The 25,147-nt window shown below is 63.1% G+C and carries 24 protein-coding genes; 16 read left to right on the top strand and 8 right to left on the bottom strand.

Going from position 1 to position 25,147, the window contains the following annotated elements; genetic code table 11:
• The first annotated feature begins 19 nt into the window (after positions 1-19).
• Entirely contained in the window at positions 20-907 is an 888-nt protein-coding gene (locus ACFUCV_RS07980) for a DUF808 domain-containing protein (RefSeq protein ID WP_380814315.1), read from the top strand.
• Between the two features lie 27 nt (positions 908-934).
• Here ACFUCV_RS07980 and ACFUCV_RS07975 read toward each other — a convergent pair whose 3' ends face one another.
• On the bottom strand, positions 935-1,315 hold the full coding sequence (locus ACFUCV_RS07975) for a VOC family protein (RefSeq protein ID WP_380814312.1): 381 nt from the start codon (positions 1,313-1,315) through the stop codon (positions 935-937).
• 179 nt (positions 1,316-1,494) lie between these two features.
• Between ACFUCV_RS07975 and ACFUCV_RS07970 the strand changes: the two genes are divergently transcribed.
• The 8 genes from ACFUCV_RS07970 (at position 1,495) to ACFUCV_RS07935 (ending at position 12,961) form a co-directional block, all read left to right on the top strand.
• Entirely contained in the window at positions 1,495-3,309 is a 1,815-nt protein-coding gene (locus tag ACFUCV_RS07970) for an ABC transporter substrate-binding protein (protein ID WP_380814309.1), read from the top strand.
• Between the two features lie 381 nt (positions 3,310-3,690).
• Positions 3,691-5,607 carry a translational GTPase TypA gene (gene typA, locus ACFUCV_RS07965; protein ID WP_380814306.1) on the top strand — a complete coding sequence of 639 codons (1,917 nt, stop codon included), beginning with the start codon at positions 3,691-3,693 and terminating at the stop codon, positions 5,605-5,607.
• Between the two features lie 285 nt (positions 5,608-5,892).
• The gene (locus tag ACFUCV_RS07960) at positions 5,893-7,533 is read left to right on the top strand and encodes an ABC transporter substrate-binding protein (RefSeq protein ID WP_380814304.1); all 1,641 of its coding nucleotides are present in this window, start codon (positions 5,893-5,895) and stop codon (positions 7,531-7,533) included.
• 227 nt (positions 7,534-7,760) lie between these two features.
• Complete coding sequence (locus ACFUCV_RS07955; RefSeq protein ID WP_380814301.1) at positions 7,761-8,687, top strand: ABC transporter permease; 927 nt, start codon at positions 7,761-7,763, stop codon at positions 8,685-8,687.
• The gene (locus ACFUCV_RS07950) at positions 8,680-9,687 is read left to right on the top strand and encodes an ABC transporter permease (protein WP_380814299.1); all 1,008 of its coding nucleotides are present in this window, start codon (positions 8,680-8,682) and stop codon (positions 9,685-9,687) included. Before ACFUCV_RS07955 ends, ACFUCV_RS07950 begins: the two co-directional genes overlap by 8 nt.
• Before the next feature lie 5 nt (positions 9,688-9,692).
• Positions 9,693-11,477, top strand: coding sequence for a dipeptide ABC transporter ATP-binding protein (locus ACFUCV_RS07945; RefSeq protein WP_380814296.1), 1,785 nt, complete (start codon positions 9,693-9,695; stop codon positions 11,475-11,477).
• 120 nt (positions 11,478-11,597) lie between these two features.
• On the top strand, positions 11,598-12,497 hold the full coding sequence (locus ACFUCV_RS07940) for a PIG-L family deacetylase (protein ID WP_380814294.1): 900 nt from the start codon (positions 11,598-11,600) through the stop codon (positions 12,495-12,497).
• On the top strand, positions 12,497-12,961 hold the full coding sequence (locus tag ACFUCV_RS07935) for a hypothetical protein (protein WP_380814291.1): 465 nt from the start codon (positions 12,497-12,499) through the stop codon (positions 12,959-12,961). The genes ACFUCV_RS07940 and ACFUCV_RS07935 overlap by 1 nt, the downstream gene beginning before the upstream one ends.
• Here ACFUCV_RS07935 and ACFUCV_RS07930 read toward each other — a convergent pair.
• Positions 12,958-13,191 carry a hypothetical protein gene (locus ACFUCV_RS07930; protein WP_380814288.1) on the bottom strand — a complete coding sequence of 78 codons (234 nt, stop codon included), beginning with the start codon at positions 13,189-13,191 and terminating at the stop codon, positions 12,958-12,960. The genes ACFUCV_RS07935 and ACFUCV_RS07930 overlap by 4 nt on opposite strands.
• 114 nt (positions 13,192-13,305) lie before the next feature.
• On the opposite strand from ACFUCV_RS07930, the gene fdxA reads away from it, so the two are divergent.
• The 6 genes from fdxA to ACFUCV_RS07900 all read left to right on the top strand — a co-directional run bounded on the left by fdxA (position 13,306) and on the right by ACFUCV_RS07900 (position 17,939).
• The gene (gene fdxA / locus ACFUCV_RS07925; RefSeq protein WP_110107230.1) at positions 13,306-13,629 is read left to right on the top strand and encodes a ferredoxin; all 324 of its coding nucleotides are present in this window, start codon (positions 13,306-13,308) and stop codon (positions 13,627-13,629) included.
• Between the two features lie 9 nt (positions 13,630-13,638).
• Positions 13,639-14,793: a succinyldiaminopimelate transaminase gene (dapC, locus tag ACFUCV_RS07920; RefSeq protein WP_380814285.1), complete on the top strand. Its 1,155-nt coding sequence runs from the start codon at positions 13,639-13,641 to the stop codon at positions 14,791-14,793.
• A 221-nt stretch (positions 14,794-15,014) separates the two neighbouring features.
• Positions 15,015-16,298, top strand: a complete 1,284-nt coding sequence (locus tag ACFUCV_RS07915; RefSeq protein WP_380814282.1) for a citrate synthase — start codon at positions 15,015-15,017, stop codon at positions 16,296-16,298.
• Between the two features lie 35 nt (positions 16,299-16,333).
• Positions 16,334-16,519, top strand: a complete 186-nt coding sequence (locus tag ACFUCV_RS07910) for a hypothetical protein (RefSeq protein ID WP_380814280.1) — start codon at positions 16,334-16,336, stop codon at positions 16,517-16,519.
• 46 nt (positions 16,520-16,565) lie between these two features.
• Positions 16,566-17,189, top strand: coding sequence for a TetR/AcrR family transcriptional regulator (locus ACFUCV_RS07905; protein ID WP_380814278.1), 624 nt, complete (start codon positions 16,566-16,568; stop codon positions 17,187-17,189).
• A 141-nt stretch (positions 17,190-17,330) separates the two neighbouring features.
• Positions 17,331-17,939, top strand: a complete 609-nt coding sequence (locus ACFUCV_RS07900; RefSeq protein WP_380814276.1) for a hypothetical protein — start codon at positions 17,331-17,333, stop codon at positions 17,937-17,939.
• A 3-nt stretch (positions 17,940-17,942) separates the two neighbouring features.
• On the opposite strand, the gene ACFUCV_RS07895 is transcribed toward ACFUCV_RS07900, so the two are convergent.
• The 6 genes from ACFUCV_RS07895 to ACFUCV_RS07870 all read right to left on the bottom strand — a co-directional run bounded on the left by ACFUCV_RS07895 (position 17,943) and on the right by ACFUCV_RS07870 (position 23,801).
• A complete protein-coding gene (locus ACFUCV_RS07895; RefSeq protein ID WP_380814273.1) occupies positions 17,943-18,851 on the bottom strand; it encodes a hypothetical protein in 909 nt (302 codons plus the stop codon).
• Entirely contained in the window at positions 18,841-19,830 is a 990-nt protein-coding gene (gene dapD / locus ACFUCV_RS07890; protein ID WP_380814271.1) for a 2,3,4,5-tetrahydropyridine-2,6-dicarboxylate N-succinyltransferase, read from the bottom strand. The genes ACFUCV_RS07895 and dapD overlap by 11 nt, the downstream gene beginning before the upstream one ends.
• A gap of 56 nt (positions 19,831-19,886) precedes the next feature.
• Positions 19,887-21,491: a molybdopterin-dependent oxidoreductase gene (locus ACFUCV_RS07885; protein WP_380814269.1), complete on the bottom strand. Its 1,605-nt coding sequence runs from the start codon at positions 21,489-21,491 to the stop codon at positions 19,887-19,889.
• A 108-nt stretch (positions 21,492-21,599) separates the two neighbouring features.
• Entirely contained in the window at positions 21,600-22,439 is an 840-nt protein-coding gene (locus tag ACFUCV_RS07880) for an anti-sigma factor domain-containing protein (protein WP_380814267.1), read from the bottom strand.
• Positions 22,436-23,017 carry an ECF RNA polymerase sigma factor SigK gene (sigK, locus tag ACFUCV_RS07875; RefSeq protein ID WP_380814265.1) on the bottom strand — a complete coding sequence of 194 codons (582 nt, stop codon included), beginning with the start codon at positions 23,015-23,017 and terminating at the stop codon, positions 22,436-22,438. The genes ACFUCV_RS07880 and sigK overlap by 4 nt, the downstream gene beginning before the upstream one ends.
• 82 nt (positions 23,018-23,099) lie before the next feature.
• Positions 23,100-23,801 carry a fasciclin domain-containing protein gene (locus ACFUCV_RS07870; RefSeq protein WP_380814263.1) on the bottom strand — a complete coding sequence of 234 codons (702 nt, stop codon included), beginning with the start codon at positions 23,799-23,801 and terminating at the stop codon, positions 23,100-23,102.
• Positions 23,802-23,976: 175 nt separating this feature from the next.
• On the opposite strand from ACFUCV_RS07870, the gene dapE reads away from it, so the two are divergent.
• Complete coding sequence (gene dapE, locus ACFUCV_RS07865; RefSeq protein WP_380814260.1) at positions 23,977-25,104, top strand: succinyl-diaminopimelate desuccinylase; 1,128 nt, start codon at positions 23,977-23,979, stop codon at positions 25,102-25,104.
• Positions 25,105-25,147: the final 43 nt, after the last annotated feature.

Below are 25,147 nucleotides of genomic sequence, written 5' to 3'. Positions count from 1 at the left end.
AGCCACCAAGGAGAGCCGCATGTCTGTAGGTTTACTTGCCATTGTCGATGACATTCTTGCCGCGGCCCTGAAGGCATCGGCCAAGTCAGCGGGCGTGGTCATTGATGATGCCGCCGTCACTCCGCAGTATGTGCAGGGCCTCACGCCTGCCCGCGAACTGCCCGTGGTGTGGAAGATTGCCCGCGGCAGTCTGATCAACAAGTTTTGCTTCATCATTCCCGTCGCCTTGCTGCTGACGGCCTTCGCACCCTGGGTGCTGCCGTTCCTGCTCATCATCGGTGGCACCTACCTGTGCTTTGAAGGCGCGGAAAAGGTGAGCGAGTGGTTTGGGCACCACCACGCAAAAAAGGATGAGGGCGCCAGGGATGAAAAGGCGTTGGTGGCCGGCGCCGTCCGTACCGACCTCATTCTTTCCACCGAAATCATGCTGATTTCCCTCTCAAACCTTGACCCGGGCCTGGGTTTTTGGATGCGCCTGGCCACCTTGGCAATCATTGCCTTGGTCATGACGGCCCTGGTATATGGCGCCGTGGGTCTGCTGGTGAAAATTGATGACCTTGGCATCAAGATGGAAGGCAGCGCCAATTCCGGTACCCGGCGCTGGGGCACCCGCATTGTCCACTCCATGCCGGCGGTGTTCCGCGTCATCAGCATTGTTGGAACTGTGGCCATGCTCTGGGTGGGCGGGCACCTGGCCATTTTGAACCTCGGCGAAGTGGGCTGGCACCTGCCGGTGGACCTGCTGCACCAGCTGGAGCATGCGCTGGAACCCCTCGGCGCCGTGGTGACGTGGTTGGGGGACACCGCGGTGTCAGCCGTGGTGGGACTGGTCATAGGCTTGATTGCGGTCGCAGCCATGACGCTCATCAAGCGGCTGGCCCCTACCCGGGACTCCGCGGCGCACTGACCAAACCGCGCTGCCGGGGATCAAGGTTCAAGGGGTGCGCAGCACACAAAATTCGTTGCCCTCCGGATCTGCCATCACCACCCAGCCCACTTCACTGCCCTGCCCCACATCCACCCGGTGCGCGCCCAAGGCTTCCAAGCGGCTGACCTCCGCGTCCTGGTCCTGCGGGCGCAGGCAAAGATGCAGCCGGTTCTTCCCGGCTTTCCGTTCCGGGACACGCAGGAACAACAGCTCACAAAAGGCCCCTGGCCCGTCGCTGCCGGCCGGCGGCGCAAGCGCCACTTCGTCGTCGTCGCTTTCCCCGCCGTCACCTTGGGCCATGTCCCACTGCAAGGCAGCTGCCCAAAATTCCGCAGTCTCCCGCGGCGAGGTTGAATCAATGCAAATGTTTTCAATATGAAGGCCCATGGCAACATTGTCCCTGCCATGGCCGTCCGTGCCCAGTGTTGCCCGCCTTTCACAAAGGGTTTTTCCACGTCCGCTGGCCCCAGGCTGCGGTAACCTAGGCAGACTGAAGCTCTTCCCGGGACCGGCGCAATGCACCTGCAGTTCCGGATGATCGCCGTGCATTAAAAACTGGAGGTGGAATGCGGTCCGGACGCATTTTTAAGATGTTGACCGCGGCCGCAGCTGCAGCGCTGGCCCTGGCGGCATGCACTCCGGCCGGACCTGATCCGGTCCTCCCCAGCCCCAGCGCCACCATTGTGGACGGCGGCACCGTGACAGTCTTGGAATCCGTACCCTTCACCTCCTTCAACGCCCTGAGCGTTACGGGGAGCACTGCGACAAACACCAGGATCGCCGCAGCCACCCACTCGGGTTTCTTCACGGTTGATGAGAAGTTGAACATCTCCAAAAATGAGGAATTCGGCAAGGTGGAAAAGGTCAAGGACCGCCCCCTCACAGTGAAATACACCATTAAAGACGGCGTCCAATGGTCCGACGGCGCCCCCGTCACAGCGGATGACCTGTTCCTGCAATGGGCGGCGCTGTCCGGCTATTTCAATGACGCAACCTTGGACAGCAGCTTTGCCGTGGCCCGGGGCAACGCATATTTTCATGTGGCGGGGGACCATTCCATGCTGGCCCAAAGCGGGGTTCCCGAGATTGGCGATGACGGATCATCGCTGACCCTGACATATTCCACGCCGGTTTCCGACTGGGAGAGCGCCTTTGGTGCCCTGGTGGTGGTTCCGGCACACATTGTGGCCGGACGCACCGGATTGGTGGACGCGCCGGCGCTGACGGCGATGCTGCGCGGCCAACCCAAGGGGGACCCCGCCGACCCGCGGCCGGACAACCCGAAACTGCGCAAGGTTGCGGACTTCTGGAACACCGGCTTTGATACGAAAAGCATGCCCGATCCCTCGCTGGCACTGTCCAACGGCCCCTATCTGGTCAAGGACATCACCCCTGAACAGGAGCTGGTCCTGGCTCCCAACGCAGACTACAGCTGGGGTTCAAAACCCCGGCTCGAGACCTTGAGCGTGAAATATGAAGCCGATCCCGACCGGGCGGTGGATGCCCTGACCTCCGGCGCCGCCGACGTGATTTCCCCGCCCGCTTCCGCTGCACGGCTCGCCGCCTTGAACGCGGCCGACGGCGTCCAGCTCCAGCAGGGACCGGGGCTGGGCTTTGACCAGCTGGTGCTGAACTTTCAAGGCGTGCTGTCCGAGCCTGACTTTCGCACGGCGTTCCTGATGACAGTGCCGCGCCAGGAACTGGTGGAGCAGGTGGCCAGCTCCCTGGACCCCGCGGCGCAAATGCGTGATTCCTTCCTGTTCCATCCCGCGCAGGACGGTTATGCAGAATCAGTGGCCAACAATGGCATTGAGCGTTTCACCGTCAACGCCGCTGCCGACGGCGGCGCCCAGGATGAGAACCTTGCCCAAGCCAAGGAGATGCTCGACGGCGCCCGCCCCACGGTGCGGATCCTTTACAACAGGGACGACCCCGAACGTGCAGCGGAGTATGCGCTGGTGGCAGATGCGGCCCAGGCCGCGGGCTTCACCGTGACGGATGCAGGAAAAAGTGCCGGCGAGTGGATGGGAGCCCTGCAGGCCGGTGCCTTTGATGCCGCCTTGTATGGCTGGACGGCCAGCCCCACCGGATCCGTGCAGCTGCCGCAGCTCTTCCGCACCGGCGCGGCCTCAAACCTCAATAACTTTTCCAGCCCGGCGGTGGATCAGCTGACCGAAGAGCTTGGCAGCACCACGGAAGCGAAGAAACAGGGCGAACTGAAACGGAAAATCGATGAGCTGCTCATTGAGTCCGGGTACGGCCTGCCCTTGTTTCAACGCACTTCACTCAGCGCCACCAGCCGGAACGTCACAGGCGTGGGCTACTCGCCTCTGGACATTGGGCCTTGGCACAGTGTGGCCAACTGGGCAGCCGTGAAGTAGAGCACGCCGCCAGTGGGCACAGCAGGGCCAGGCCCTGCAAAGCAACTGGCAGCTCGCGTCTGCCCTGCCTGTGTGTTTTCGCCAAGCGCAGCGGCAAAAAATTCCCTGCACCCCGGCACTCCAGTGATATTAATCACCCTCATTTTGTTGGCGCCCTGCGTTTTCAGGGCGGAAATCCGGTACGAAAGCCCTGTGGGTGGGGGCCGGTGATCTGGACGTGTGTCAAAACATGGTCCACATGGGATAAAGTGACTAGGCCGTATTTGGCACTGCGTCTAGAATGGTGTTATCTGCCGACTTTCTCGGCCAAACATAAACGTGACTTTCTGCTTTGCCCTTTCCGGGTCTGCAGCTGGGCCCAACTGAAACGAGTCTTCACCTATGAGCGATCTTTCACTCAACACCGCCGAGCGCAATGACCTGCGCAACGTCGCCATTGTGGCGCACGTTGACCATGGAAAGACCACCCTGGTCGACGCCATGCTGCAGCAGACCCACGCCTTTGCAAGTCACGGTGACGTTGCCGAGCGCGTCATGGACTCCGGTGACTTGGAGCGCGAAAAGGGCATCACCATTTTGGCCAAGAACACCACCGTTGCCTACAGCGGCCCCTCCGCCAATGGCCTGGACATGACCATCAACGTCATTGACACCCCCGGCCACGCCGACTTTGGTGGCGAGGTTGAGCGTGGACTGTCCATGGTTGACGGCGTCGTTTTGCTCGTTGACGCTTCCGAGGGCCCGCTGCCGCAGACCCGCTTCGTGCTGCGCAAGGCGCTGGCCGCAAAGCTCCCCGTGATCCTGCTGGTCAACAAGACCGACCGCCCCGACGCCCGCATCGACGAGGTTGTGGCCGAATCCATGGACCTGCTGTTGGGCCTGGCCTCGGACATGGCTGACGAAGTTCCGGATCTGGACCTCGACGCCGTTTTGAACGTTCCCGTTGTCTACGCCTCCGGCAAGCTGGGCCGCGCCTCCACCGCGCAGCCTGAAAACGGCGCCGCACCGGACAATGAGGATCTTGAGCCGCTGTTCAAGACCATCATCGATCACATTCCGGCCCCGACCTACAACCCGGAAGGTGTCCTGCAGGCGCACGTCACCAACTTGGACGCTTCCCCGTTCCTGGGCCGCCTGGCTTTGCTGCGCATCTTCAACGGCACCCTGCGCAAGGGCCAGACCGTTGCCTGGTGCCGTCAGGATGGCACCGTAAAGCCGGTCAAGATCACCGAACTGTTGGCCACCAAGGCACTCACCCGTGTTCCTGCCGAGTCCGCCGGCCCCGGTGAAATTGTTGCCGTTGCCGGCATCGAGGACATCACCATTGGTGAAACCCTCACCGACATTGACAACCCCCAGCCGCTGCCTCTGATCACCGTTGACCCGCCGGCCATCTCCATGACCATCGGTATCAACACCTCTCCCATTGCCGGGCGCGTCAAGGGCCACAAGGTCACCGCACGCCAGGTCAAGGACCGCCTTGACAAGGAACTGATCGGCAACGTGTCCCTGAAGGTCCTCCCCACCGAGCGCCCCGATGCTTGGGAAGTGCAGGGCCGTGGCGAGTTGGCTTTGTCCATCCTCGTTGAGCAGATGCGCCGCGAAGGCTTTGAGCTGACGGTGGGCAAGCCGCAGGTGGTCACCCAGACCATTGACGGCAAAACACACGAGCCGATGGAACACATGACCATTGACGTACCCGAGGAATACCTCGGCAATGTCACCCAGTTGATGGCCTCACGCAAGGGCCGCATGACCAATATGGCCAACCACGGCACCGGCTGGTGCCGCATGGAGTTCATCGTGCCCGCCCGTGGCTTGATTGGCTTCCGCACCCGCTTCATGACCGACACCCGTGGTGCCGGCATTGCTTCCTCGCTGGCCGAAGGCTACGAGCCGTGGCACGGTCCGATCGAATACCGCAACAACGGTTCGATCGTGGCCGACCGCACCGGCGTCGTGACCCCGTTTGCAATGATCAAGCTCCAGGAACGCATGACCTTCTTCGTGCAGCCCACCTCGGAAGTTTACGAGGGCATGATTGTTGGCGAGAACTCACGCGCCGATGACATGGACGTGAACATCACCAAGGAAAAGCAGCTCACCAACATGCGTGCGGCCTCCTCGGACACCTTCGAGAACATGACCCCTCCGCGCGTGCTGACTTTGGAAGAGTCCCTCGAATTCGCCCGCGAAGACGAGTGCGTTGAGGTCACCCCGGAAGCCATCCGCATCCGCAAGGTCATCTTGAACGCCGGAGACCGCGCCAAGCAGTACCGCGCCCGCGCCAAGGCATAACGGCACAAGCTGCCGGCAGGCCGGCCGGCCCGCATGGCTGCCGCAGGGGCCTGCATCCTTTTGATTGTTACAAAGGATGCAGGCCCTTTTGCGTGCAACGGCACCCAGCTGCTAGATCTCATCTCTATAAAGATCTGCCAATAATGTGACCTCAACTACTTGCCAGTAGTTTTTAGCCGTTAGCCTTGGGGGGTATGAGTTGAAACACGTGCGAATTCGATGGTGAGTTCCGCCACCCGGCACAACCGGGGTTTGACTCGAGTCAATCTCAAACAAGGAGGCGGAATGCGTTTCGCAAAGACTTACAAAGCACTGGGTGTGGCTGCCGTATTGGCCCTGTCACTAAGCGCATGCGGCGGCGGCAATGACAGCGGGGATTCCGGCGACACTGCCGGGGATGCCAGCAAGGTCATCACGGCCAACAACACCGAACCCCAGAACGGCCTGCTGCCGGCCAACACCAATGAAGTCGGCGGCGGCAAGGTCATGGACCTGCTGTACACCGGCCTGGTGAGCTATGACGCCAAGGGCGCCACTGTGAACGAGATCGCCGAGTCCATTGAAACCGACGATTCCATCACCTACACCATCAAGATCAAGGGTGGCCAGACCTTCAGCGACGGCACGGCCGTTACCGCAAACAGCTTTGTGGATGCCTGGAACTTCGGTGCCGCGGCCAAGAATGCACAGCTCAACAGCTACTTCTTCGAGTCCATCAAGGGCTTTGACAAGGTCTCCGCCGAGGGCTCCACCGAGGAGACCATGGAAGGGCTGAAGGTTGTCGATGACACCACCTTCACCGTGGAATTGGCCCAGGCCGAGTCCGACTTCCCGCTGCGCCTTGGCTACACCGCCTTCTACCCGCTGCCCGAGTCCGCGTACGCGAATCCTCAGGAATTTGGTCAGAACCCCGTAGGCAACGGCCCGTACAAGCTGGCCGAGGGTGGCTGGAAGCACGACGTGTCCATTGAGCTGGTTCCCAACGAGAACTACGATGGTCCGCGCAAGGCCAAGAACGCCGGCGTGACGTTCACCATCTACTCCAGCCCCGATGCCGCCTACACCGATGTTCAGGGTGACAACCTTGACATTCTGGACCAGGTGCCGCCGAGCGGCCTGCAGAACTTCAAGGAAGACTTTGAAGGCCGCTTCGTCAACCAGCCCTACGCCGGCAATGCCACCATGACGATTCCGTCCTACCTGCCCGAGTTCCAGGGTGAGGCCGGGATGATGCGCCGCCAGGCCATCTCCATGGCCATTGACCGCCAACAGATCATTGACAAGATCTTCTACGGCAACAAGCAGGCAGTCACCGAGTTCACCTCACCCGTCATTGACGGCTACGAGGCTGAACTCCCGGGCAGCGAAGTCTTGAAGTTCGACGCCGCCAAGGCCAAGGAAATGTGGGACAAGGCTGACGCCATCAGCCCGTGGCCCGCCGACAAGGTCTTCACCATTTCCTCCAACATTGATGGTGCCGGCAATAAGGAATACATCACGGCCATGGCCAACCAGATTTCCACCAACCTGGGAATCAAGGCCGAGCTGAACCCCATTGCCACGTTCAAGGAAATGCGTGCCCTGGTGGGCACCAAGGAACTGACGGGTGCCTCACGCGCCGGCTGGCAGGCCGACTACCCGTCGCTGTACAACTTCCTCGGGCCGCTCTACGGCACGGGCGCCGGCTCCAATGACGGCGACTACAGCAGCGAGGAATTCGACGCCAAGCTGAAGGAAGGCCTGGCGGCCACCAGCGTTGAAGAAGGTGTCAAGAGCTTCAATGAGGCGCAGGAAATTCTCCTGAAGGACCTGCCGGTTGTGCCCCTGTGGTACCAGGCAGTCCAGGGCGTGTGGAGCAACAACGTCAATGCCGTTGAGTTCGGCTGGAACGGTGTTCCGCTGTACTACGAAGTCGTGGCCAAGTAAGCAACGCCACCATCCAAGCAACAACCTGCCATAGGTGAAAGAAGGGGGATCCGGCCTTAAACCGGGTTCCCCTTCTTTGCCTGTGCAGGGCGTTTTTCTGCCACCCAAAGATTGCATCTGGGCGGGACGTAGAGCTCTACGTGTTATGGTTCCCGCACAGACAGCTAATGAACAGGTAACTTCATGAATGAATTGTGCCCCCCACGGCTGGGGCTGGTGAAAATCACATGGTGATGTTCACGCTCCGTCGTTTCCTGCAGTTGATTCCCGTATTCTTCGGGGCAACCCTGCTGGTGTATTTCCTCGTCTTTGCAACACCCGGTGATCCCATCGCCGCGCTTTCCGGCGGAAAGCCCATGGCTCCGGCTGTGGAGGCCGCCCTCCGCGCCCAGTACAACCTGGACCAGCCTTTCTGGGTCCAATACGGCCTATACTTGAAAAACCTGGTGACCTTGAACCTGGGGCAGACCTTCTCCGGTCAGGAAGTGGCCACCGTCATTGCCCGCGCCTACCCCGTCACTGCACGCCTGGCCATCATGGCACTGGCTTTTGAAGCAGTTTTTGGCGTGCTCTTTGGTGTCATTGCCGGCCTGCGCAAGGGCAAGCTGTTTGACAGCACCGTCCTGATCGCCTCCCTCGTGGTCATTGCCGTCCCCACCTTCGTACTCGGCTTTGTGCTGCAGCTCATTGTGGGCGTGCAGCTTGGCTGGGCGCGTCCCACCGTCAGCGGCACCGCGCCATGGAATGAACTCATTTTGCCCGCGCTGGTCCTGGGGCTGGTGTCCCTGGCGTATGTGATCAGGCTGACCCGTGCCTCCATCAGCGAGAACATGAATGCAGACTACGTCCGCACGGCCACTGCCAAAGGTCTGAGCCGGCGCCGCGTGGTCATGGTCCACATCCTGCGCAACTCGCTCATTCCCGTCATCACCTTCCTGGGTGCCGACCTGGGCGCCCTCATGGGTGGCGCCATTGTCACCGAAGGTATTTTCAATGTCCCTGGTGTGGGCAATCTGCTTTACCAGGCCATCCTGAAGGGTGAGAGCGCCACAGTGGTTGCCGTGGTGGGCATCCTGGTCATTGTCTTTGTGGTGGCCAACCTGGTGGTGGACCTTTTGTACGCCGTGCTCGATCCGAGGATTCGCTATGTCTGAGAATTTCACTCCTGAAAATGAACCAAGGAATGTCCCGGCCCCGCGCCTTGGCAAGACCTCCACGCGCGTCATTGAGCACTACGTGGCGCCGCTGGAGGAAACCCCCCTGGCCGCCGTTGACAAGGTGGAGGAAAGCGGTGCGCCCGTCAGCCTGTGGGCTGAGGCGTGGCGGAATCTCCGCAGGCAGCCACTGTTCATCATTTCCACCCTTCTGATTCTGCTCGTGGTGGTGGTTGCGGCGTTCCCGCAGTGGTTTGCCAGCGTGGAACCCACCAGCTGCGACCTGGGCAACTCCGCGGAACCTGCCCGTGACGGACATCCCCTGGGATTCACCCTGCAGGGTTGTGACGTGTATGCCCGCATGATCTTTGGCACCCGCGCCTCACTGACGGTGGGCATCTTCACCACTATTGGGGTGCTCATCATTGGCGGCACCATGGGTGCGTTGGCCGGTTACTACGGGGGCTGGCTGGATTCCATCCTGGCCCGTCTGGGTGACATTTTCTTCGCCCTGCCCCTGATCCTCGGCGCCATCATCATCAACCAACTGCCGTACTTCCGCGAGAACAAAAGCGTTTGGACAGTGGTCATAGCACTGGTGGCCTTTGGCTGGCCGCAAATCGCCCGCATCACCCGCGGCGCCGTGATTGAGAACCGCAATGCGGACTTCGTCACTGCCTCCAAGGCATTGGGGCTGTCCCGCTTCAGCGCGCTGGTCAAGCATGTGCTGCCCAACTCGCTGGCACCGATCATTGTGGTGGCCAGCATCTCGCTGGGAACCTTCATCGTGGCCGAGGCAACCCTGTCCTTCCTGGGCCTGGGACTGCCGCAGTCGGTGATGTCCTGGGGCAATGACATTTCAGCGGCCCAGCCACAGGTGCGCAACAACCCCGGCGTGCTGCTCTGGCCTGCCGCCGCTTTGTCGGTGACTGTCTTGAGCTTCATCATGCTCGGTGACGCCCTGCGTGATGCCCTGGATCCCAAAGCAAGGAAGAGGTGACTGGCATGTCCAGCATTGACATGAACAAAACCACCGGCGCCGCTTCCAACGCCGATCAGCCGCTTCTGGAAATCCGGGATCTGGCCATCACCTTCGACACCCAGGGCGGGCCCGTCAACGCAGTACGGAATGCCCACCTGACGGTCATGCCCGGTGAAACTGTGGCCATTGTGGGCGAATCGGGTTCCGGAAAGTCCACCACGGCCCTGGCCGCCATTGGCCTGCTGCCCTCCAATGGGCGCGTCAGCGGCGGGCAGATCATCTTTGACGGTGAGGACATCACCAATGCCAGCTCCAAGCGGATCATTGAACTGCGTGGAAATTCCATTGGCATGGTTCCCCAGGACCCCATGTCAAACCTCAACCCGGTGTGGAAAATTGGATTCCAGGTCAAGGAAACGTTAAAGGCCAACGGCCTTGCCGGAGCCAACCACAAGGAACGGGTCGTTGAAGTCCTTTCCGAGGCGGGCCTGCCCGACGCCGAGGCCCGGGCCAAGCAGTACCCGCACGAGTTCTCCGGCGGCATGCGCCAACGCGCGCTCATTGCCATTGGCCTGGCCTGCCGGCCGCGCCTGCTCATTGCCGACGAACCCACCTCGGCACTGGACGTGACGGTGCAGGGCCAAATTTTGGACCACCTGGACCGGATGACCACCGAGCTGAACACGGCCGTGCTGCTGATCACCCACGACCTTGGCTTGGCCGCCGAGCGCGCCGAGAAGCTCGTGGTGATGTACAAGGGCCAGGTGGTGGAATCCGGGCCGGCACTGGAAATCCTGCGCAACCCGCAGCACCCGTACACGCAGCGTCTGGTGAATTCCGCGCCGTCGTTGGCGTCCAAGCGTCTGCAGTCGGGCAAGGCCAAGGAGGCGCTGGCAGCAGCTGCCGCCGCCACCACGGTGGAGGTTGGCGACGCAGCCGGTGTGCAGGAAATGCATCAGCGTGAAGCCGTCGCCGCGGCCACTGTGGAGGGTCACAACCGCAAGGCGGCCGAGCGCGGCGACACCATTTTGGAGATCAAGAACCTCAGCAAGGTCTTCAAACTCCGGGGTGCGCTGGGCAAGAGCAGCGACTTCAGGGCTGTCGATGATGTGTCCTTCAGCGTCAAGCGCGGCACCACCATGGCCATTGTGGGGGAGTCGGGTTCCGGCAAGTCCACGGTGGCACAAATGGCCCTGGGCCTGTTGGAACCCACCGAGGGCAGCATCCTGTTCGACGGCGTGGAAGTGAACTCGCTCAAGGGCAAGGCGTTGTTTAATTTCCGCCGCCGCGTCCAGCCCATCTTCCAGGACCCCTACGGTTCCCTGGACCCCATGTTCAACATTTTCAGGACCATTGAGGAGCCGTTGAAGATCCACAAGATCGGCAACGCCAAGTCACGGGAAAAGAAGGTGCGGGAGCTGTTGGACCAGGTCTCCATGCCCGCATCCACCATGCGGCGCTTCCCCAATGAACTCTCCGGAGGTCAGCGCCAGCGCATCGCCATTGCCCGTGCCTTGGCTTTGAACCCGGATGTCATCATTTGTGACGAGGCGGTCTCGGCACTGGATGTCCTGGTGCAGGCGCAGGTGCTGAACCTGCTCAACGAGCTGCAGGAGGAGTTGGGGCTGACGTACCTGTTCATCACCCACGACCTGGCAGTGGTGCGCCAGATTGCCGACAACGTCTCGGTGATGCAAAAGGGCCGGCTCGTGGAGCAGGCCACCACGGACGAGGTCTTTAACAATCCGCAGCAGCGTTACACGCAGGATCTGCTCAACGCCATTCCCGGAGCATCCCTCCTGGTGTAGCGGCAGGCACATGCCAAAGGGCCGGCGGCCGTGGAAATCCATGGACGCCGGCCCTTTGGCATGCCCGCACCCGGCTGCCGCTTTACGGTGGCGTGGCCGGCGGGGAGTAGATTGGTTGCCATGGAAACACCCGCTTTGCTGCCCGGAACCGGCCCCGGCACCACCATGCTTTTAATCCACGCCCATCCAGACGATGAAACCATTGTCACCGGTGCCACCATGGCGGCCGCCGCCGCGGCCGGGACACGTGTGGTGCTGCTGAGCTGCACGCGCGGTGAGCTCGGCGAGGTGATCCCGCCCGAACTGGCCCATCTGGAGGTCAAAGCCCCACACCTTGCGCACGACGCCGGTGCCGCCCAGGAAAGTGCCGCGTCGCTGGGTGCCGGGCTGGCCCGCGAACGGGAGCGTGAACTCGCCGCCGCGCTGCAGGCCCTGGGCGTCACCGACCATCTTTGGCTGGGGCGCGGCGCGACGGCTCCTGCATCGGGTGAGCTGACATTCCGTGACTCCGGGATGAAATGGGGCCCGGAGGGGCGGGCCACAGCCGCCGACACGGTTTTGCCCGGCTCATTTTCCCGTGCCCCCCTGAAGCAGCTGGCGCCATTGCTGGCACAGGCAGTCCGCACGCTGCGCCCCGAGGTGGTCATCAGCTATGCCGCCGACGGCGGCTACGGCCATCCCGACCATGTCCGCGCCCACCAAATGACCATGGCGGCGCTGCCTTTGGCTGCCGCCCCCGGACCGGGATCCGGCGCCGTTGCCGCGCCGGGCTGGCGGGTTCCCCACGTCTACGCCATTGTCAGTGACAGACCGGAGCGTCCCTTGGCTGCCGGTGCGCCACGGATTGCCGTGCAGGGGGATGTGGCGGCCAAAACAGCTGCCATGCGCGCGCACCGAACCCAGATCACTGTGAAAGGCGGGAGTTTCGCCCTCTCCAACAACCAATGGCATGAGATCAGTGCGGTGGAGGAATTTACGCCGGTGGATCCCTACGCCCCCCACGGATTGCAGGGCCCTTGATGCTCCCGAAGGATGCGCCGCCGACCAGGCAGACGGCGCCGGCGCCTGACCACGGACCCGCGCCGCGGCGCCCGGCGGCCCTTGCTGCCGCAGCCTGCTCCGGGGTGGGTGCCGGCTTGCTGGGAACCTCCCTCCACGGGCATTTGTGGTTTCCCGCGCCGGGGACGCCCGCCCTGCCCGTGGGTGCGTTGCTGGCCCTGCTTTTGATGGCCGCCGTCAGCTTTTTCGTGAGCCTGTGGAGCCGCAATGCCTGGATGGGGGTGTGGTGTGGCGCGGCGGCGTATCTCACAGCCGGGCTGCTGTCACTGCAATTGGATGGTTCGGGATTGATTTTTGCCAATATGCAGGGCCAGCTGTGGCTTTACGGCATTGCCCTGTGCGCTTTGCTGGTGCCCCTTCTGGCGCGGCGAGTGCTGGGCCCTCGCAAACAAAGGCCGGCGCAGGTCAAACGCCCGCCGGTTTAGCCGTCGAGACGTCTGCTGCGTGGCGCCGGAGGCGGTGGCACCGCCTTGGCAAGTTGAACGTCCCCGAAGGCGATCCTGACCTCACCGGTGCGGGTGGTGATGGTGCAGCCAAAATGGTCACGGGAACTGAGCTCGCCCAAGGCGTCGCTTAAAGCGCCATCAATTCGGTGCCGGACCACCACCCGGGTACCCAGCGGAAGGCGGGCAAGGCGGTCAAGTGCAATGTTCACCACTTCATACTAAGTCGCCCTAACATGCGCCAGGCACCGGCGGTGGGGGATAATGAAGAACACCGGTGGCACTGGGTGCCGGAAAACATGATTTTTTGAGGAAGGTTGGGGTTCGTGACGTATGTAATTGCGCAGCCGTGCGTGGATGTCAAGGACAAGGCATGTGTGGAGGAATGCCCCGTTGACTGCATCTATGAAGGTGAACGCTCCCTCTACATCCACCCCGATGAATGCGTTGACTGTGGTGCCTGTGAACCCGTATGTCCTGTGGAAGCCATCTACTACGAAGATGACACACCGGATGAATGGGCCGAGTACTACAAGGCCAATGTGGAATTTTTCGATGTTTTGGGTTCCCCGGGGGGTGCGGCCAAAATTGGCAACACCCACACCGACCACCCCATCATTGCGGCACTGCCGCCCCAGAACCAGGACTAGACCCCGCCCATGACAGTGGCCCAGCAGCCCCCGCGCCCCTTTGGTCTCCAGCTGCCGGAGTACCCTTGGGACGCCTTGGCCCCCTACCAGCTGCGTGCAGCGGCGCACCCGGATGGCGTGGTGAATTTATCCATTGGCACCCCCGTGGATCCCACACCGGCCTTGATCCAGGATGCGCTGCGGGCCGCCGCCGACGCCCCCGGATATCCCACCACCCACGGCAGCCTGGCTTTGCGCCAAGCGGTGGTGGAGTGGTTTGCGCGCCGCCGCAATGTCACCGGACTGGATCCGGCCAATGTGCTGCCCACAGTGGGTTCGAAGGAACTGGTGGCCTGGCTGCCGCTGCTGCTGGGCCTGCGCGCCGGCGATGTGGTGGTGCGGCCCAAGGTGGCCTACCCCACCTACGACATGGGTGCCGTCTTTGCCGGCGCCCAGGCGGTCGCTGCGGATTCCCTCGATGAGCTCGACGCCGCGACCCGCGCCAGGGTGCGGCTGGTGTGGGTCAACTCCCCAGGCAATCCCACCGGCATGGTGCGGGGAGTGGACGACTTCGCGCAGCTGGTGCGCACGGCGCGGGAGCTGGGCGCCGTGGTGGCTTCCGATGAATGTTATGGCGAGTTGGGATGGGGCCGGTGGGATCCGGAGCATGGCGGGGAGCCGGTGCCCAGCGTGCTGGACCCGCGGGTCTCAGGTGGTTCGCATGAGTCGCTGCTGGCCATTTACTCCCTGAGCAAGCAGTCAAACCTTGCCGGCTACCGGGCGGCCTTCGCCGCCGGCGACGGGGCGCTGGTGGCGAATCTGGTCAACAGCCGCAAGCATGCCGGCATGATTGTGCCCCACCCCGTCCAGGAAGCCATGCGTGTGGCGCTGGGGGAGGACGGGCACGTGCGTGCCCAGAAGGCGTTGTACCGGCGCCGTCGTGAACAGCTCAGTGCCGCATTGGCGGCCTTTGGGCTGACCATCCACCATTCCGAAGCTGGCCTGTACCTGTGGTGCACGGCCGGGGAAGACACCTGGATTACCATCGGCAGGCTGGCGGATCTGGGCATCCTGGCCGGGCCCGGCACCTTTTACGGTGAGGCCGGGCAGGGCTTTGTCCGCGTGGCCTTGACAGGCAGTGATGAACGCATTGACGCTGCCGTTCGGCGCCTGGAGGCAAAGTAGGGCACTATTTGGCGCCGCCGGAGCTGTCAGGGGAGGCAGGATTAGTGTTGAATGGCCTTAAAGCGGTAGTTTCGTAGGTAACCGTCCAGGCCACCGGACGCATTCTGTGACTTTTGAACTTTCCCGCATTGTCCCCTCCGAGGACGCGGGTGGGACGTGGACGGAACGCATGCATTGAACCAACCAAGGCCCCACGAAGGCCACCTCATGAAGGGGACTCCATGACTGACTCCACGAGCGCATCGCTGCGCTATGACGGCAAAGAGCTGGAACTGCCGCGCCTGGACGCTGTTGAAGGCAACGCCGGGTATGACGTTTCGCAGCTGTTGAAGACCACCGGAGCGGTCACCTACGACCCCGGCTTTGTCAACACTGCAGCCACTTCCTCAGCCATCACCTACATTGACGGCGACGCCGGCATCCTGCGCTACCGCGGTTACCCCATTGAAGAGCTGGCCGAGCACTCCAACTTCCTGGAAGTTTCCTACCTGCTCATCCACGGCAACCTGCCCAGCCCGGCGGAGTTTGAAGCCTTTGACCAGCGGATTCGGCGCCACACCATGCTGCACGAGGACCTCAAGGGCTTCTTTGGCGGCTTCCCCCGTGACGCGCACCCCATGCCCGTGCTGTCCTCGGCCGTTTCGGCCCTGTCCACCTTCTACCAGGATTCCCTGGATCCCTTTGACGACGAGCAAGTGGAAATGGCCACTTTCCGCTTGATGGCAAAGCTGCCCGTCCTGGCCGCCTATGCGCACAAAAAGTCCATTGGCCAGCCCATGCTGTACCCGGACAACTCCATGAACCTGGTGGAGAACTTCCTGCGTCTGAGCTTTGGCCTGCCGGCAGAACCCTACGAGCTGGACCCGGTGGTGGTGAAGGCCCTGGACCTGCTGCTGATCCTGCATGCGGACCACGAACAGAACTGTTCCACCTCCACCGTGCGCCTGGTGGGCTCGGCCAATGCCAACATGTTTGCCTCCGTCTCGGCCGGGATCAACGCGCTCTTTGGCCCGCTGCACGGCGGCGCCAACGAGGCGGTGCTGAACATGCTCCGCCAGATCCAGGCCAGTGGCGAACCCGTTGAGAAGTTCGTTGAGCGGGTCAAAAACAAGGAAGCCGGTGTGAAGCTCATGGGCTTCGGACACCGCGTATACAAGAACTACGATCCTCGCGCCAAAATCGTCAAGGCCACAGCCCACGAAATTCTGGAGAAGCTGGGCGGCAATGACGAACTGCTGGACATTGCCATGCGTCTGGAAGAGGTGGCGTTGACGGATGAGTACTTCATTTCCCGCAAGCTCTACCCAAATGTGGACTTCTACACCGGCCTGATCTACAAGGCCATGGGCTTCCCTGAGAAGATGTTCACGGTGCTCTTTGCCATTGGCCGCCTGCCGGGCTGGATTGCCCAGTGGCGCGAAATGATGAAGGACCCGGCCACCAAAATTGGCCGGCCCCGCCAGCTGTACACAGGCGAACCGGAACGCATGTACCCCTCACGGTAAGCACGCCCGCCATCCCCGAACCAGGAAACCACCCCATGTTGAAACTGTTGTTGCACACCTTCTCCCTGGCCTTCCCCATTGTGGTGCTGGTGCTGGGAATTTTGGTGCTGGTGGGTAAAACCGTGTTCCTGCCGTGGTTTATAGGCGCACTGGTCATCATGGTGGTGCTGCTGGTGCTGCTGGTCCTTGACCGGAAAAAAGCCGCCGCCACGCGCGGTTAGGAATACAGCCACAGCTGTGGCCACACAAGTGTGCTAAAACAGAGGTGTGCCTAAAATTGTCAATGCCGATGCCCGCCGTGAACTCATAGCAGATGCCGTGTTTGCGGTGGTGGGCGAACGGGGCCTGGCCCAGGCTTCGCTGCGGACCGTCGCTGATGCCGCGGACCTGGCGCTGGGCTCGGTGCGGCACTACTTTGACAATCAGGCTGAACTCATGGAGTTCGCCTTTATGGTGAACTCCGAACGCATCCACTTGCGGGCGCTGGAACGGCTTGTGGTCCTGGAGGAAACGGAACTGCCTGCCGGTGCGCAGGAATTGGTGGATGCGTGCGCGGCCGTGCTGGAGGAGCTCCTGCCCCTGGATCAACGGCGCCGGGCAGATGCCGCGGTCCACATGGAGTTCATGCTTGAGGCCCGCACCACCGCCGCACTTTCCCAGGCTGCCCAGGATGATTACCGGGCCACCGGAGCCGTGGTGGGACGGGTGCTGCTGCGACTGCTGGAAAGCCCGCTTGCCCTTGCGGGACTGGTTGCGCTGGAGGAGGCGCAGCGGCTCATTGCACTCCTGGATGGTCTAAGTTTGCGGCTGGTGCTGCAACCGGCCTGGGCCGCGCCCCAGGAGGGCCAGGCCACACTCCGCCGCCACCTGGCAGAACTTCTTCAAGGCTGAGCACTTCCGGCCGCAACCCAGGGGTTGGGCCGCCGCGTATCGGGGCGAAGCGCATCTTCGCCGATGCGTGATTACTTGGCCCGGTGGGAGTAACCTAGGCCATGTGCCGCGGCATCCCTGCGGCGGGTGGAGGGTGGAGACGTGCATCATACTGGCGGCCCTGGCTGGCGCATCACCATGGACACCTGCCACCCCATGCTGGTGGCCCTGTACCTGCGGGACGTGGCGGGCCTGGAAGGGGCCGGGAACCCGGCACTGTCGCATGTGGCGCCGACGGTGCGCGCGGCTGACCATTCCATGCTGACCAGCGATGTGGGCGGCAACCCGGCGCTCCGCCGGCAGTGGGAATTCTGGTGGGAGCAGCTGGTGGAGGGTTTTCCGCAGGCTCCGGCGTTGACGGCCCCGGACTTTCCGGAACTTGGCACCATGCCCGCACTGCAGCGGGTGGCGCGGGCCCACTACGGCTCGGCGCTGGGCTGGGCGGGGGAGCGGGCGCAGCAGTACGCCATGATGGCGGCACAGCGGGAGACCATGGGTGGACACAGGATTCTGGCTGAACTGGTGCAAAACCGGGAAATGGAATTGGGACGCAATGCCCGGGACTTCACCTTGTCCATTCTGGAGGTGCCCCTGGCCCAACCACGGGCATGGTTCATTGAGCCCGACAAAATCATCATGAGCTCAAAGCTGCTTGATGACCAGGACGCTTTTTGCAGCTACGTCCGGCCCGTCGTGGAGCAGCTGGTTTGACTCCTAACCAGCTGCCGTCTGCGCAAGTGTGACTGACACTTCCGCGGCGGGCACCTTGCTGCCCTGCTGCCAACCCAGGTTGTGGGTTTCAGCATTGGCATTGCGGTCCCACAGCAGGCCCGCATGGCTGACAGTTTCAATGCCAAGGCTCTGGGCATGGGCCACGGCCCAGTGCGCAGTGGCCCAGCCCGTGGCCTCGGTGACGTCAAAGGTCAGCACAGCCCCGGTCCCCGCCGTGGTGTCCGAGTCCCCGGTCCGCACGGGCACAGGTCCCAGGGCTGCCTGCGCCGCCGCCATGACTGCCTCCGGGCTGGATGATCCCGCCCCGGCGGCGGGCAGCGTGCAGCTCAGGGCCTGGGGAGACTGGCCGGTCAAGGCCGAGGCAAAGGCGCGGGACAGCGGTTCGTGCTGCGCGTACGCCTCGGGGTAGCCTGAACGCTGCACAATTTGCGCCGCGTCATTGATGGGCAGATTGACGTAGTCGGGAACCTCCGCCAGGGCGTCGTAAAAGGCGTTGGCCGAATACGCCGGATCCATGATCTGCTCCACCGTTCCCCAGCCCTGGGACGGTCGCTGTTGGAACAGGCCCACTGAATCGAGGTCGCCGTAGTCAATGTTGCGCAGTTTGGATTCCTGCAGGGCAGTGGCCAAGGCAATGGACGCCGCCCGGGCCGGCATGCCACGCCGGGCTGAAAGCGAAGCAATCAAGGCAGCATTTTCGCTTTGGTCCAAAGCCAGCTTGAACTCCGTGCCGTTGACCACCGCCGTGCAGCCAAATGACAGTCCCGGGGCCAGGGCGTCCCTAATGCCGGAGGTCAACCAGATGCCGCCGCCAATGAGCAGCCCGGCGGAAACCACCAGCACGCCCAACCATCCCACCAGGCGCCGGGCCCGGGAGGAGCTAGTTTGCATGCAGACTCTCATTGAGGGCCACTGTGGTGCCCTTCCGGGGCAAAACCTCAACGCCGCCGTCGGTGGAATTGCGGCGGAAGAGCAGATTCGGCACGCCTGAGAGTTCGCTGGCCTTTAAGACCACCACGGTGTCCTCACCATCGGCGTTCTTGGGTCCGGGGACGCGCACGCGGGTGCCGGCTGTCACGTACAGGCCGGCCTCCACCACCGAATCGTCCCCAATGCTGATGCCCACGCCCGAGTTTGCACCCAACAACACCCGCTCGCCCAGGGCGATGCGCTCCCGCCCGCCGCCGGAAAGGGTGCCCATGATGGAGGCGCCGCCGCCCACATCGGTGCCGTTGCCCACCACCACGCCGGCGGAAATGCGGCCCTCCACCATGGAGGTCCCCAGGGTGCCGGCGTTGAAGTTCACGAAGCCTTCGTGCATGACCGTGGTGCCTTCGGCCAGGTGCGCGCCCAGGCGGACCCTGTCGGCGTCGGCAATGCGCACGCCGGTGGGAATGACGTAATCGACCATGCGGGGGAACTTGTCCACGGAATACACGGTGACGGTCCCGCGGCGGCGCAGCTTGGCCCGGGTGAGCTCAAAGCCGTCCACGGCGGCCGGACCAAAGTTGGTCCAGACCACATTGTTCAACTTCCCGAAAATACCGTCCAGGTTGATGCTGTTGGGGGCGACCAGGCGGTGGGAGAGCAGGTGCAGGCGCAGGTAGGCGTCAACGGCGTCGACCGGTTCGGCGTCGAGCTTGATTTGGGCGAAGACCACGCTTTGTTTTACGTCACGGTCCTCGTCGGCACCTGCTTGTGCCAAAGCCACCAGGGCCGGCTCGGCCTCGGGCGCATCGGCCAGGCTGCCGGCGGCCACACCCAGTGCGGGAGCCGGGAACCAGACATCCAGGATGGCGCCCGAGCCGGTGATGGTGGCCAGGCCAAAGCCGTGGGCGGACAGTTCAGTGGAGGCAGTCGTCTCAGTCATGTCAACAGTTTATCCGGCGTGCCGCGATAACCCTGCCTCGCGGCGTCGGGGACGTGTCACGTGACGGTGAAGTTGATGGTGTGCCAGCCGGTGGAGCCGTCGGGCTCCGGCGGGGCCTGGTCCTCGATCTGCAACTCGTTGTCCGCATCGTAGGCCCGGACCCGCACCTTGTGGTTTCCTGCCGGGGCGTCATTCCACAGGAAGGACCATTGGCGCCAGGTGTCCACGCTGGCTTCCGTGGCCAGCTCGGCTTCCTGCCACTGACCGCCGTCGAGCTGAATCTCAACCTTGGAGATGCCCTTGGTCTGCGCCCAGGCGCTGCCGCCAATGGCGACGGTGCCGGCCGGAATGCGGCCCAAGGCGCGGGGCACCTCAATGCGGGAGGACATCTTGATGGGGCCGCGCTCCAACCAGCCGCGGGTGCTCCAGTAGGCCTTGGTCTGGGCGAAGGTGGTGACTTCAAGGTCCACCACCCACTTGGTGGCCGAAACAAAGCCGTACAGGCCGGGAACCACCATGCGCACGGGAAAACCGTGCTCCAGCGGAAGGGGTTCGCCGTTCATGCCCACGGCCAGCATCGCGTCCCTGTCATCCTGCAGGACCGGCAGGGGGGTGGAGGCGGTGAAGCCGTCAACACTGGTGGACAGGACCATGTCCGCTTCCGCCAGCGGCTTGGCGCGGGCCATGACCTCACGCAGGGGGAACCCGAGCCACTTGGCATTGCCGGCCAAATTGCCGCCCACGGTGTTGGAGACACAGGTCAAGGTGACGTGGGATTCAATGAGTTCGGAGGCCAGAAGCTCGTCAAAGGTGATCTCGAATTCCTCCTCCACCATCCCATGCACCCGCAGCGACCAGTTGCTGGGATCCACCTCCGGCACCACCAGTGCGGTGTCAATCCGGTAAAAGTCGGCATTGGGGGTGACGAAGGGCGTCAGGCCCTCCACCGGTGCCTGCACCCCGGCCGGAAGTGCCGGGGCCTTGATTTTCGGGGCCGGGAGCGTCAATGATTCCCGGAAGGCCCTGGCTGCCCTGCGTCCGGCGGAAAGGGCCTCGCCGCCCAATGTCCCCAAGCCGGCAAGGACCGCAACGCCGGCCAGGCCAACGGAGCGGATCAGGAAGGTGCGCCGGGCCGTGCCGTCCTGCACCGGGGCAGGGGCATCAGTGGCGGCGGTGGCCGGCGACCCCGCGGGGGACCCCTGGCTTGCCGGTATTGCCAGCAAACGCAGCGAGAGCACCCCGGCCAGGGTGCCAATGGCCAGCGGAATAAGATCCAACGGCCCGGCCAAGGCACGGGTCACAATGCAGATCCCCATGACCACGGCCAGGGCAAAAATGATGCCCGTGGCCAGGCGCAGGGAGCGCCGGGCAATGATGCCTGTGATGGCTGCCAGCACAGCTGCGGCAATGCCCATGGAGAGCAGGAGCACAAATTTGTCATTGGTGCCAAAGGTTTCGATGGCAAAGTTCTTCAACCATTTGGGGGTGAAGTCAATGAAGGTGGACCCCGTCGCCCCCAGGGGGGATGCGGCCGGGGCAAAAAATGCCGCCAACAGTTCGGCAATGCCAAACAGGACCGCGGCGCTGATCACCCCCATCAGGGCACCTGCACCCAGCTCCCGCCAAGGTGTTCGTTTTGTCGCTGTGTTCCGCCTGCCCATGGCAAACTCCTCTGAACTCTTGGGTGGACGCCGTACGGTGCCCCGATGAAATACCTGAAAGTACTTCGGAGCCAAGGGCCTTCTGGATTGGCTGGAAGGAGGCGCGGTTTAAATTTCCTGCACCAAGAGCGGCGTGGTGGTGGGCTCGTCGGATCCGCCGGCGGGTTCCACGGTGATCCCCACGTGCGTTGCGGCCCCGAGTTGGCCCTCCAGGATCTGCAGGGCAGGTTGTTCCGTGCCGCCCATCAAGCCTGCCGGAACGGCCCCTGCGGCGGAGATGAGCCACAGTTCATAGGATTTGTCCGCCGGCAGTTCAGGCATTTCATTGACCATGACAGCTGCCCGGTTGGCGGCTTCCGAGGAAGCAACCGTGACTGTGACGCCACCGGCCAGCGGTGTGGTGGCGATTTTGGTGTCAGCTGCGCTCATGATGGCCAGCATGGTCTTTTGGTTTTCCTCGGTCTGGTTCAGCTGTTCCTGCATTTGTTCCAGGGCCACCTGTTGCTGCGGGTCATTGCTGACCGAGTTTTGGCCGGCCACCCAGCTGCCAGCGCCCACGCCACCGAACAAAAGCAGCGCTGCTGCGGCGCTCAGTGCCGGCACCCAGCGTCGGTTTTGTGCGGATCCGCCTGCGGCGCCCGCCGCAGTGCCCGCTCCGCGTTCCCGCGCACCTTGCTTGCGGGCTGAGGAGATGTCACGCACCACTGAACTGGCAGGGAGCTGGCGGGTGTTGCGGATGGCGGCCATGACGTTGGCCTTCAAAGCTTCCGGAGGAGCCTCGGCGGGTGTGGCATAGGCCAGCAGGGACGCCGTCTCGCTAAGGCTGCGGACCTCTTCCAAGGTCTGAGGGTCAAAGAGTGCTGAACGCTCAAAGTCGCTGCGCTCATCATCCGTCAGGGAGTTCAGGGCGTAGGAACCGGTGAGCAAATGCAGTTGTTTTTCCATCATGCCACCCCTAACTGGTCCCTGAGCCTGACCATGCCGTCCCGTATTCTTGTCTTAACTGTACCGACCGGGATCTTCAGCAGCTCGGACACTTCCTGGTGCGTGCATCCACCGTAGTAGGCCAAGCTGATTGCTTCCCGCTGGGAATTGGTGAGGGATTCCATTGCCTTGCGGACACGTTCACTTTCAATGCGGGTTTCCACGATGTCCGCGACGTCGTCGTAACTTTCCTGAAACTCCTTGATGCCCTGCCGCAGGTCGCGGTCCATGCTGGCCTGGCTGGCCCGGACCCTGTCCACTGCCCTGCGGTGGGCTATGACCAGAATCCAGGAAATGGCCTTGCCCCTGTCGGCGTCGAAACGGGCCGCCTGGGACCACACGTCCACGAAGACTTCCTGCGTCACTTCCTGGCTCTGGTCCGGGTCCCGCACGACGCGGCGCACCAATCCGTAGACCCTGGGCGCGACCGCGTCGTACAGTTCCTCAAACGCCGCCTCGTCGCCGAGGGCGACGAGGCGGATTAGTTCTTCGTGGGTGGGTGGCGCCAGAGGCTCCACAGGCCGGAGCCAAGGCAATCGCATGGTATCAACCTTGCCACGCCCTGGCTCCATGGACCCAATTCCTTCCACGTGTTGCTGTATTTCCTTAGTGCCGGCGCAATGGTTACTTGGCCGGGGGCATCAGGACGGTGTCAACCAGGTACACGGTCGCGTTGGCGGTCTTGACGCCACCGCAGATGACCTTGGAGTCGTTGACCATCAAGTTGTCGCCGCTGCCGGTGACTTCCAGCTCGCCGCCCTGGGCCGTGGCGTACATGCCGCTGAGCTCGCTGGGGGAGACCTGGCCGGGGACCACGTGGTAGGTCAGGATGGAGGTCAAGGTGTCGGTGTCGGTCTTGAGGCCCTCGATGGTCTCGGCCGGGATCTTGGCGAAGGCGTCGTCAACGGGTGCGAAGACGGTGAATTCGCCGGAGTTCAAGGTGTCAACCAGGTCAACGTCCGGGTTCAGCTGGCCGGTGACGGCTGCGGTGAGCGTCTTCAAAAGCGGGTTGTTCGACGCCGCCGTGGTTACCGGATCCATGGCCATGCCGGCAACCGAGCCGGCGCCACTGGGAACTGCCGCGGCGTAGGATGCACAACCGGCACCCACCAGCTCACTGGCCGGGTCCATCGCCATGGTGGACTCCGGAGCCATGGGGGCGGTGCTCTCCATGGTGGCTTCCGCGCTGGCCATGGGTGCCTCGGACGTGGCCTCGGCATCGGTGCTGCCCGAGCTGCATGAGGTCAAGCCCAGGGCGGCAATGGCAAGGAAGCCCAAGCCCATGCTGAGGTTTTTGCGGGTACCGAACTTCTTGGTGCTGTTCATGATGATTCTCCATTGTGTGAAAGCGGAAAGGAATTCCGTCATGCGTCCCGCACCGCTTCCGGACATTTCATCCGGCGGTGGGCTGTCAGGTAGTACTTCGGAGCCCGGGGGGAAGTTGGATTGGAATTGGATTGAAAAAGTTTTAATCTTTTTTTGCCCCGCTAAACTTGAGCCCATGACCCATACCCCCCACCCCGCCCGGCAGACGCCCTCCACCCCACGGACGGCCGTGCTTGACCTGCACGGCGACGTGGCCGCGCTGACAGCTGCCTTGATGGACATTGAGAGCGTTTCAGGCAATGAAAAGGAACTGGCCGACGCCGTGGAGCTTGCCTTGCGCTCCCTGCCGCACCTGCACGTGACCCGCAATGGCGACTCCATTGTGGCCCGCACGGAACTGGGCCGGGCTGAGCGGGTGATCCTGGCCGGGCACCTGGACACAGTGCCGCTGCCCACCACTGCAGGTGCGCGCGGCACGGTGCCCAGCTCCTGGGACGGGGATGTCCTGTACGGGCGCGGAGCGACGGACATGAAGGGCGGGGTGGCCGTGCAGCTCGCCCTCGCGGCCACCTTGCGGGAGCCGAGCAAGGACGTGAGCTACATTTTCTATGACCACGAGGAGGTGGCGGCGGCAAAGAGCGGGCTGGGGCGCCTGGTGCGGGAGAACCGGGAGTTGTTGGATGCCGATTTTGGCATCCTGCTTGAACCCACCAATGGCACGGTGGAAGGCGGGTGCAATGGCACCATCCGCTTTGAGGTGTCAACGCGGGGGGTGGCTGCCCACTCCGCCCGGGCCTGGATGGGGGAGAACGCCATTCATGCAGCAGCGCCCATCCTGGCCCGTCTGGCCGCATACCAGCCGGCAACCATCACCGTGGAGGGGCTGGACTACCGCGAATCGCTCAATGCGGTAAAGATCCATGGCGGCACTGCCGGAAACGTCATTCCCGATGCCTGCGTGGTGGAGGTGAACTACCGTTTTGCCCCCGACAAAACCCCCGACGAGGCAGAGGCCCACGTGCGTGGGCTGCTGACCGGGTTCGAACTCATCCGCACGGACTCCTCATCCGGTGCCCGCCCCGGCCTCACAGCACCGGCCGCGGCCTCCTTTGTCGACGCCGTGGGACGCGCCCCGCTGCCCAAGTACGGTTGGACGGATGTGGCCAGGCTCAGTGAAATGGGCATTCCGGCAGTGAACTTCGGGCCAGGGGACGCACTGTTGGCGCACAGCGACAATGAGCATGTGCATGCGGAGGCTGTGCGTGAATGCCTGGCTGCGCTCCTCCGGTGGCTCACGCCCTGAAAAGGGTATGAAAAATGCGGTGGATGCGCTCATCCACCGCATT

Origin of the sequence: Specibacter sp. NPDC057265, from assembly GCF_042668835.1 — a bacterium.
Lineage (GTDB): Bacteria > Actinomycetota > Actinomycetes > Actinomycetales > Micrococcaceae > Specibacter.
The sequence above is the reverse complement of the archived record's forward strand: the minus strand, read 5'-3'. Positions and strand labels throughout refer to the sequence as shown.

Bases quoted from the DNA above. Each gene is read 5' to 3' on its own strand.
- ACFUCV_RS07980 (WP_380814315.1), top strand. From the start codon at position 20: ATGTCTGTAGGTTTACTTGCCATTGTCGATGACATTCTTGCCGCGGCC.
- ACFUCV_RS07975 (WP_380814312.1), bottom strand. From the start codon at position 1,315: ATGGGCCTTCATATTGAAAACATTTGCATTGATTCAACCTCGCCGCGG.
- ACFUCV_RS07970 (WP_380814309.1), top strand. From the start codon at position 1,495: ATGCGGTCCGGACGCATTTTTAAGATGTTGACCGCGGCCGCAGCTGCA.
- typA (WP_380814306.1), top strand. From the start codon at position 3,691: ATGAGCGATCTTTCACTCAACACCGCCGAGCGCAATGACCTGCGCAAC.
- ACFUCV_RS07960 (WP_380814304.1), top strand. From the start codon at position 5,893: ATGCGTTTCGCAAAGACTTACAAAGCACTGGGTGTGGCTGCCGTATTG.
- ACFUCV_RS07955 (WP_380814301.1), top strand. From the start codon at position 7,761: ATGGTGATGTTCACGCTCCGTCGTTTCCTGCAGTTGATTCCCGTATTC.
- ACFUCV_RS07950 (WP_380814299.1), top strand. From the start codon at position 8,680: ATGTCTGAGAATTTCACTCCTGAAAATGAACCAAGGAATGTCCCGGCC.
- ACFUCV_RS07945 (WP_380814296.1), top strand. From the start codon at position 9,693: ATGTCCAGCATTGACATGAACAAAACCACCGGCGCCGCTTCCAACGCC.
- ACFUCV_RS07940 (WP_380814294.1), top strand. From the start codon at position 11,598: ATGGAAACACCCGCTTTGCTGCCCGGAACCGGCCCCGGCACCACCATG.
- ACFUCV_RS07935 (WP_380814291.1), top strand. From the start codon at position 12,497: ATGCTCCCGAAGGATGCGCCGCCGACCAGGCAGACGGCGCCGGCGCCT.
- dapC (WP_380814285.1), top strand. From the start codon at position 13,639: ATGACAGTGGCCCAGCAGCCCCCGCGCCCCTTTGGTCTCCAGCTGCCG.
- ACFUCV_RS07915 (WP_380814282.1), top strand. From the start codon at position 15,015: ATGACTGACTCCACGAGCGCATCGCTGCGCTATGACGGCAAAGAGCTG.
- ACFUCV_RS07910 (WP_380814280.1), top strand. From the start codon at position 16,334: ATGTTGAAACTGTTGTTGCACACCTTCTCCCTGGCCTTCCCCATTGTG.
- ACFUCV_RS07895 (WP_380814273.1), bottom strand. From the start codon at position 18,851: ATGCAAACTAGCTCCTCCCGGGCCCGGCGCCTGGTGGGATGGTTGGGC.
- dapD (WP_380814271.1), bottom strand. From the start codon at position 19,830: ATGACTGAGACGACTGCCTCCACTGAACTGTCCGCCCACGGCTTTGGC.
- ACFUCV_RS07885 (WP_380814269.1), bottom strand. From the start codon at position 21,491: ATGGGCAGGCGGAACACAGCGACAAAACGAACACCTTGGCGGGAGCTG.
- ACFUCV_RS07880 (WP_380814267.1), bottom strand. From the start codon at position 22,439: ATGATGGAAAAACAACTGCATTTGCTCACCGGTTCCTACGCCCTGAAC.
- sigK (WP_380814265.1), bottom strand. From the start codon at position 23,017: ATGCGATTGCCTTGGCTCCGGCCTGTGGAGCCTCTGGCGCCACCCACC.
- ACFUCV_RS07870 (WP_380814263.1), bottom strand. From the start codon at position 23,801: ATGAACAGCACCAAGAAGTTCGGTACCCGCAAAAACCTCAGCATGGGC.
- dapE (WP_380814260.1), top strand. From the start codon at position 23,977: ATGACCCATACCCCCCACCCCGCCCGGCAGACGCCCTCCACCCCACGG.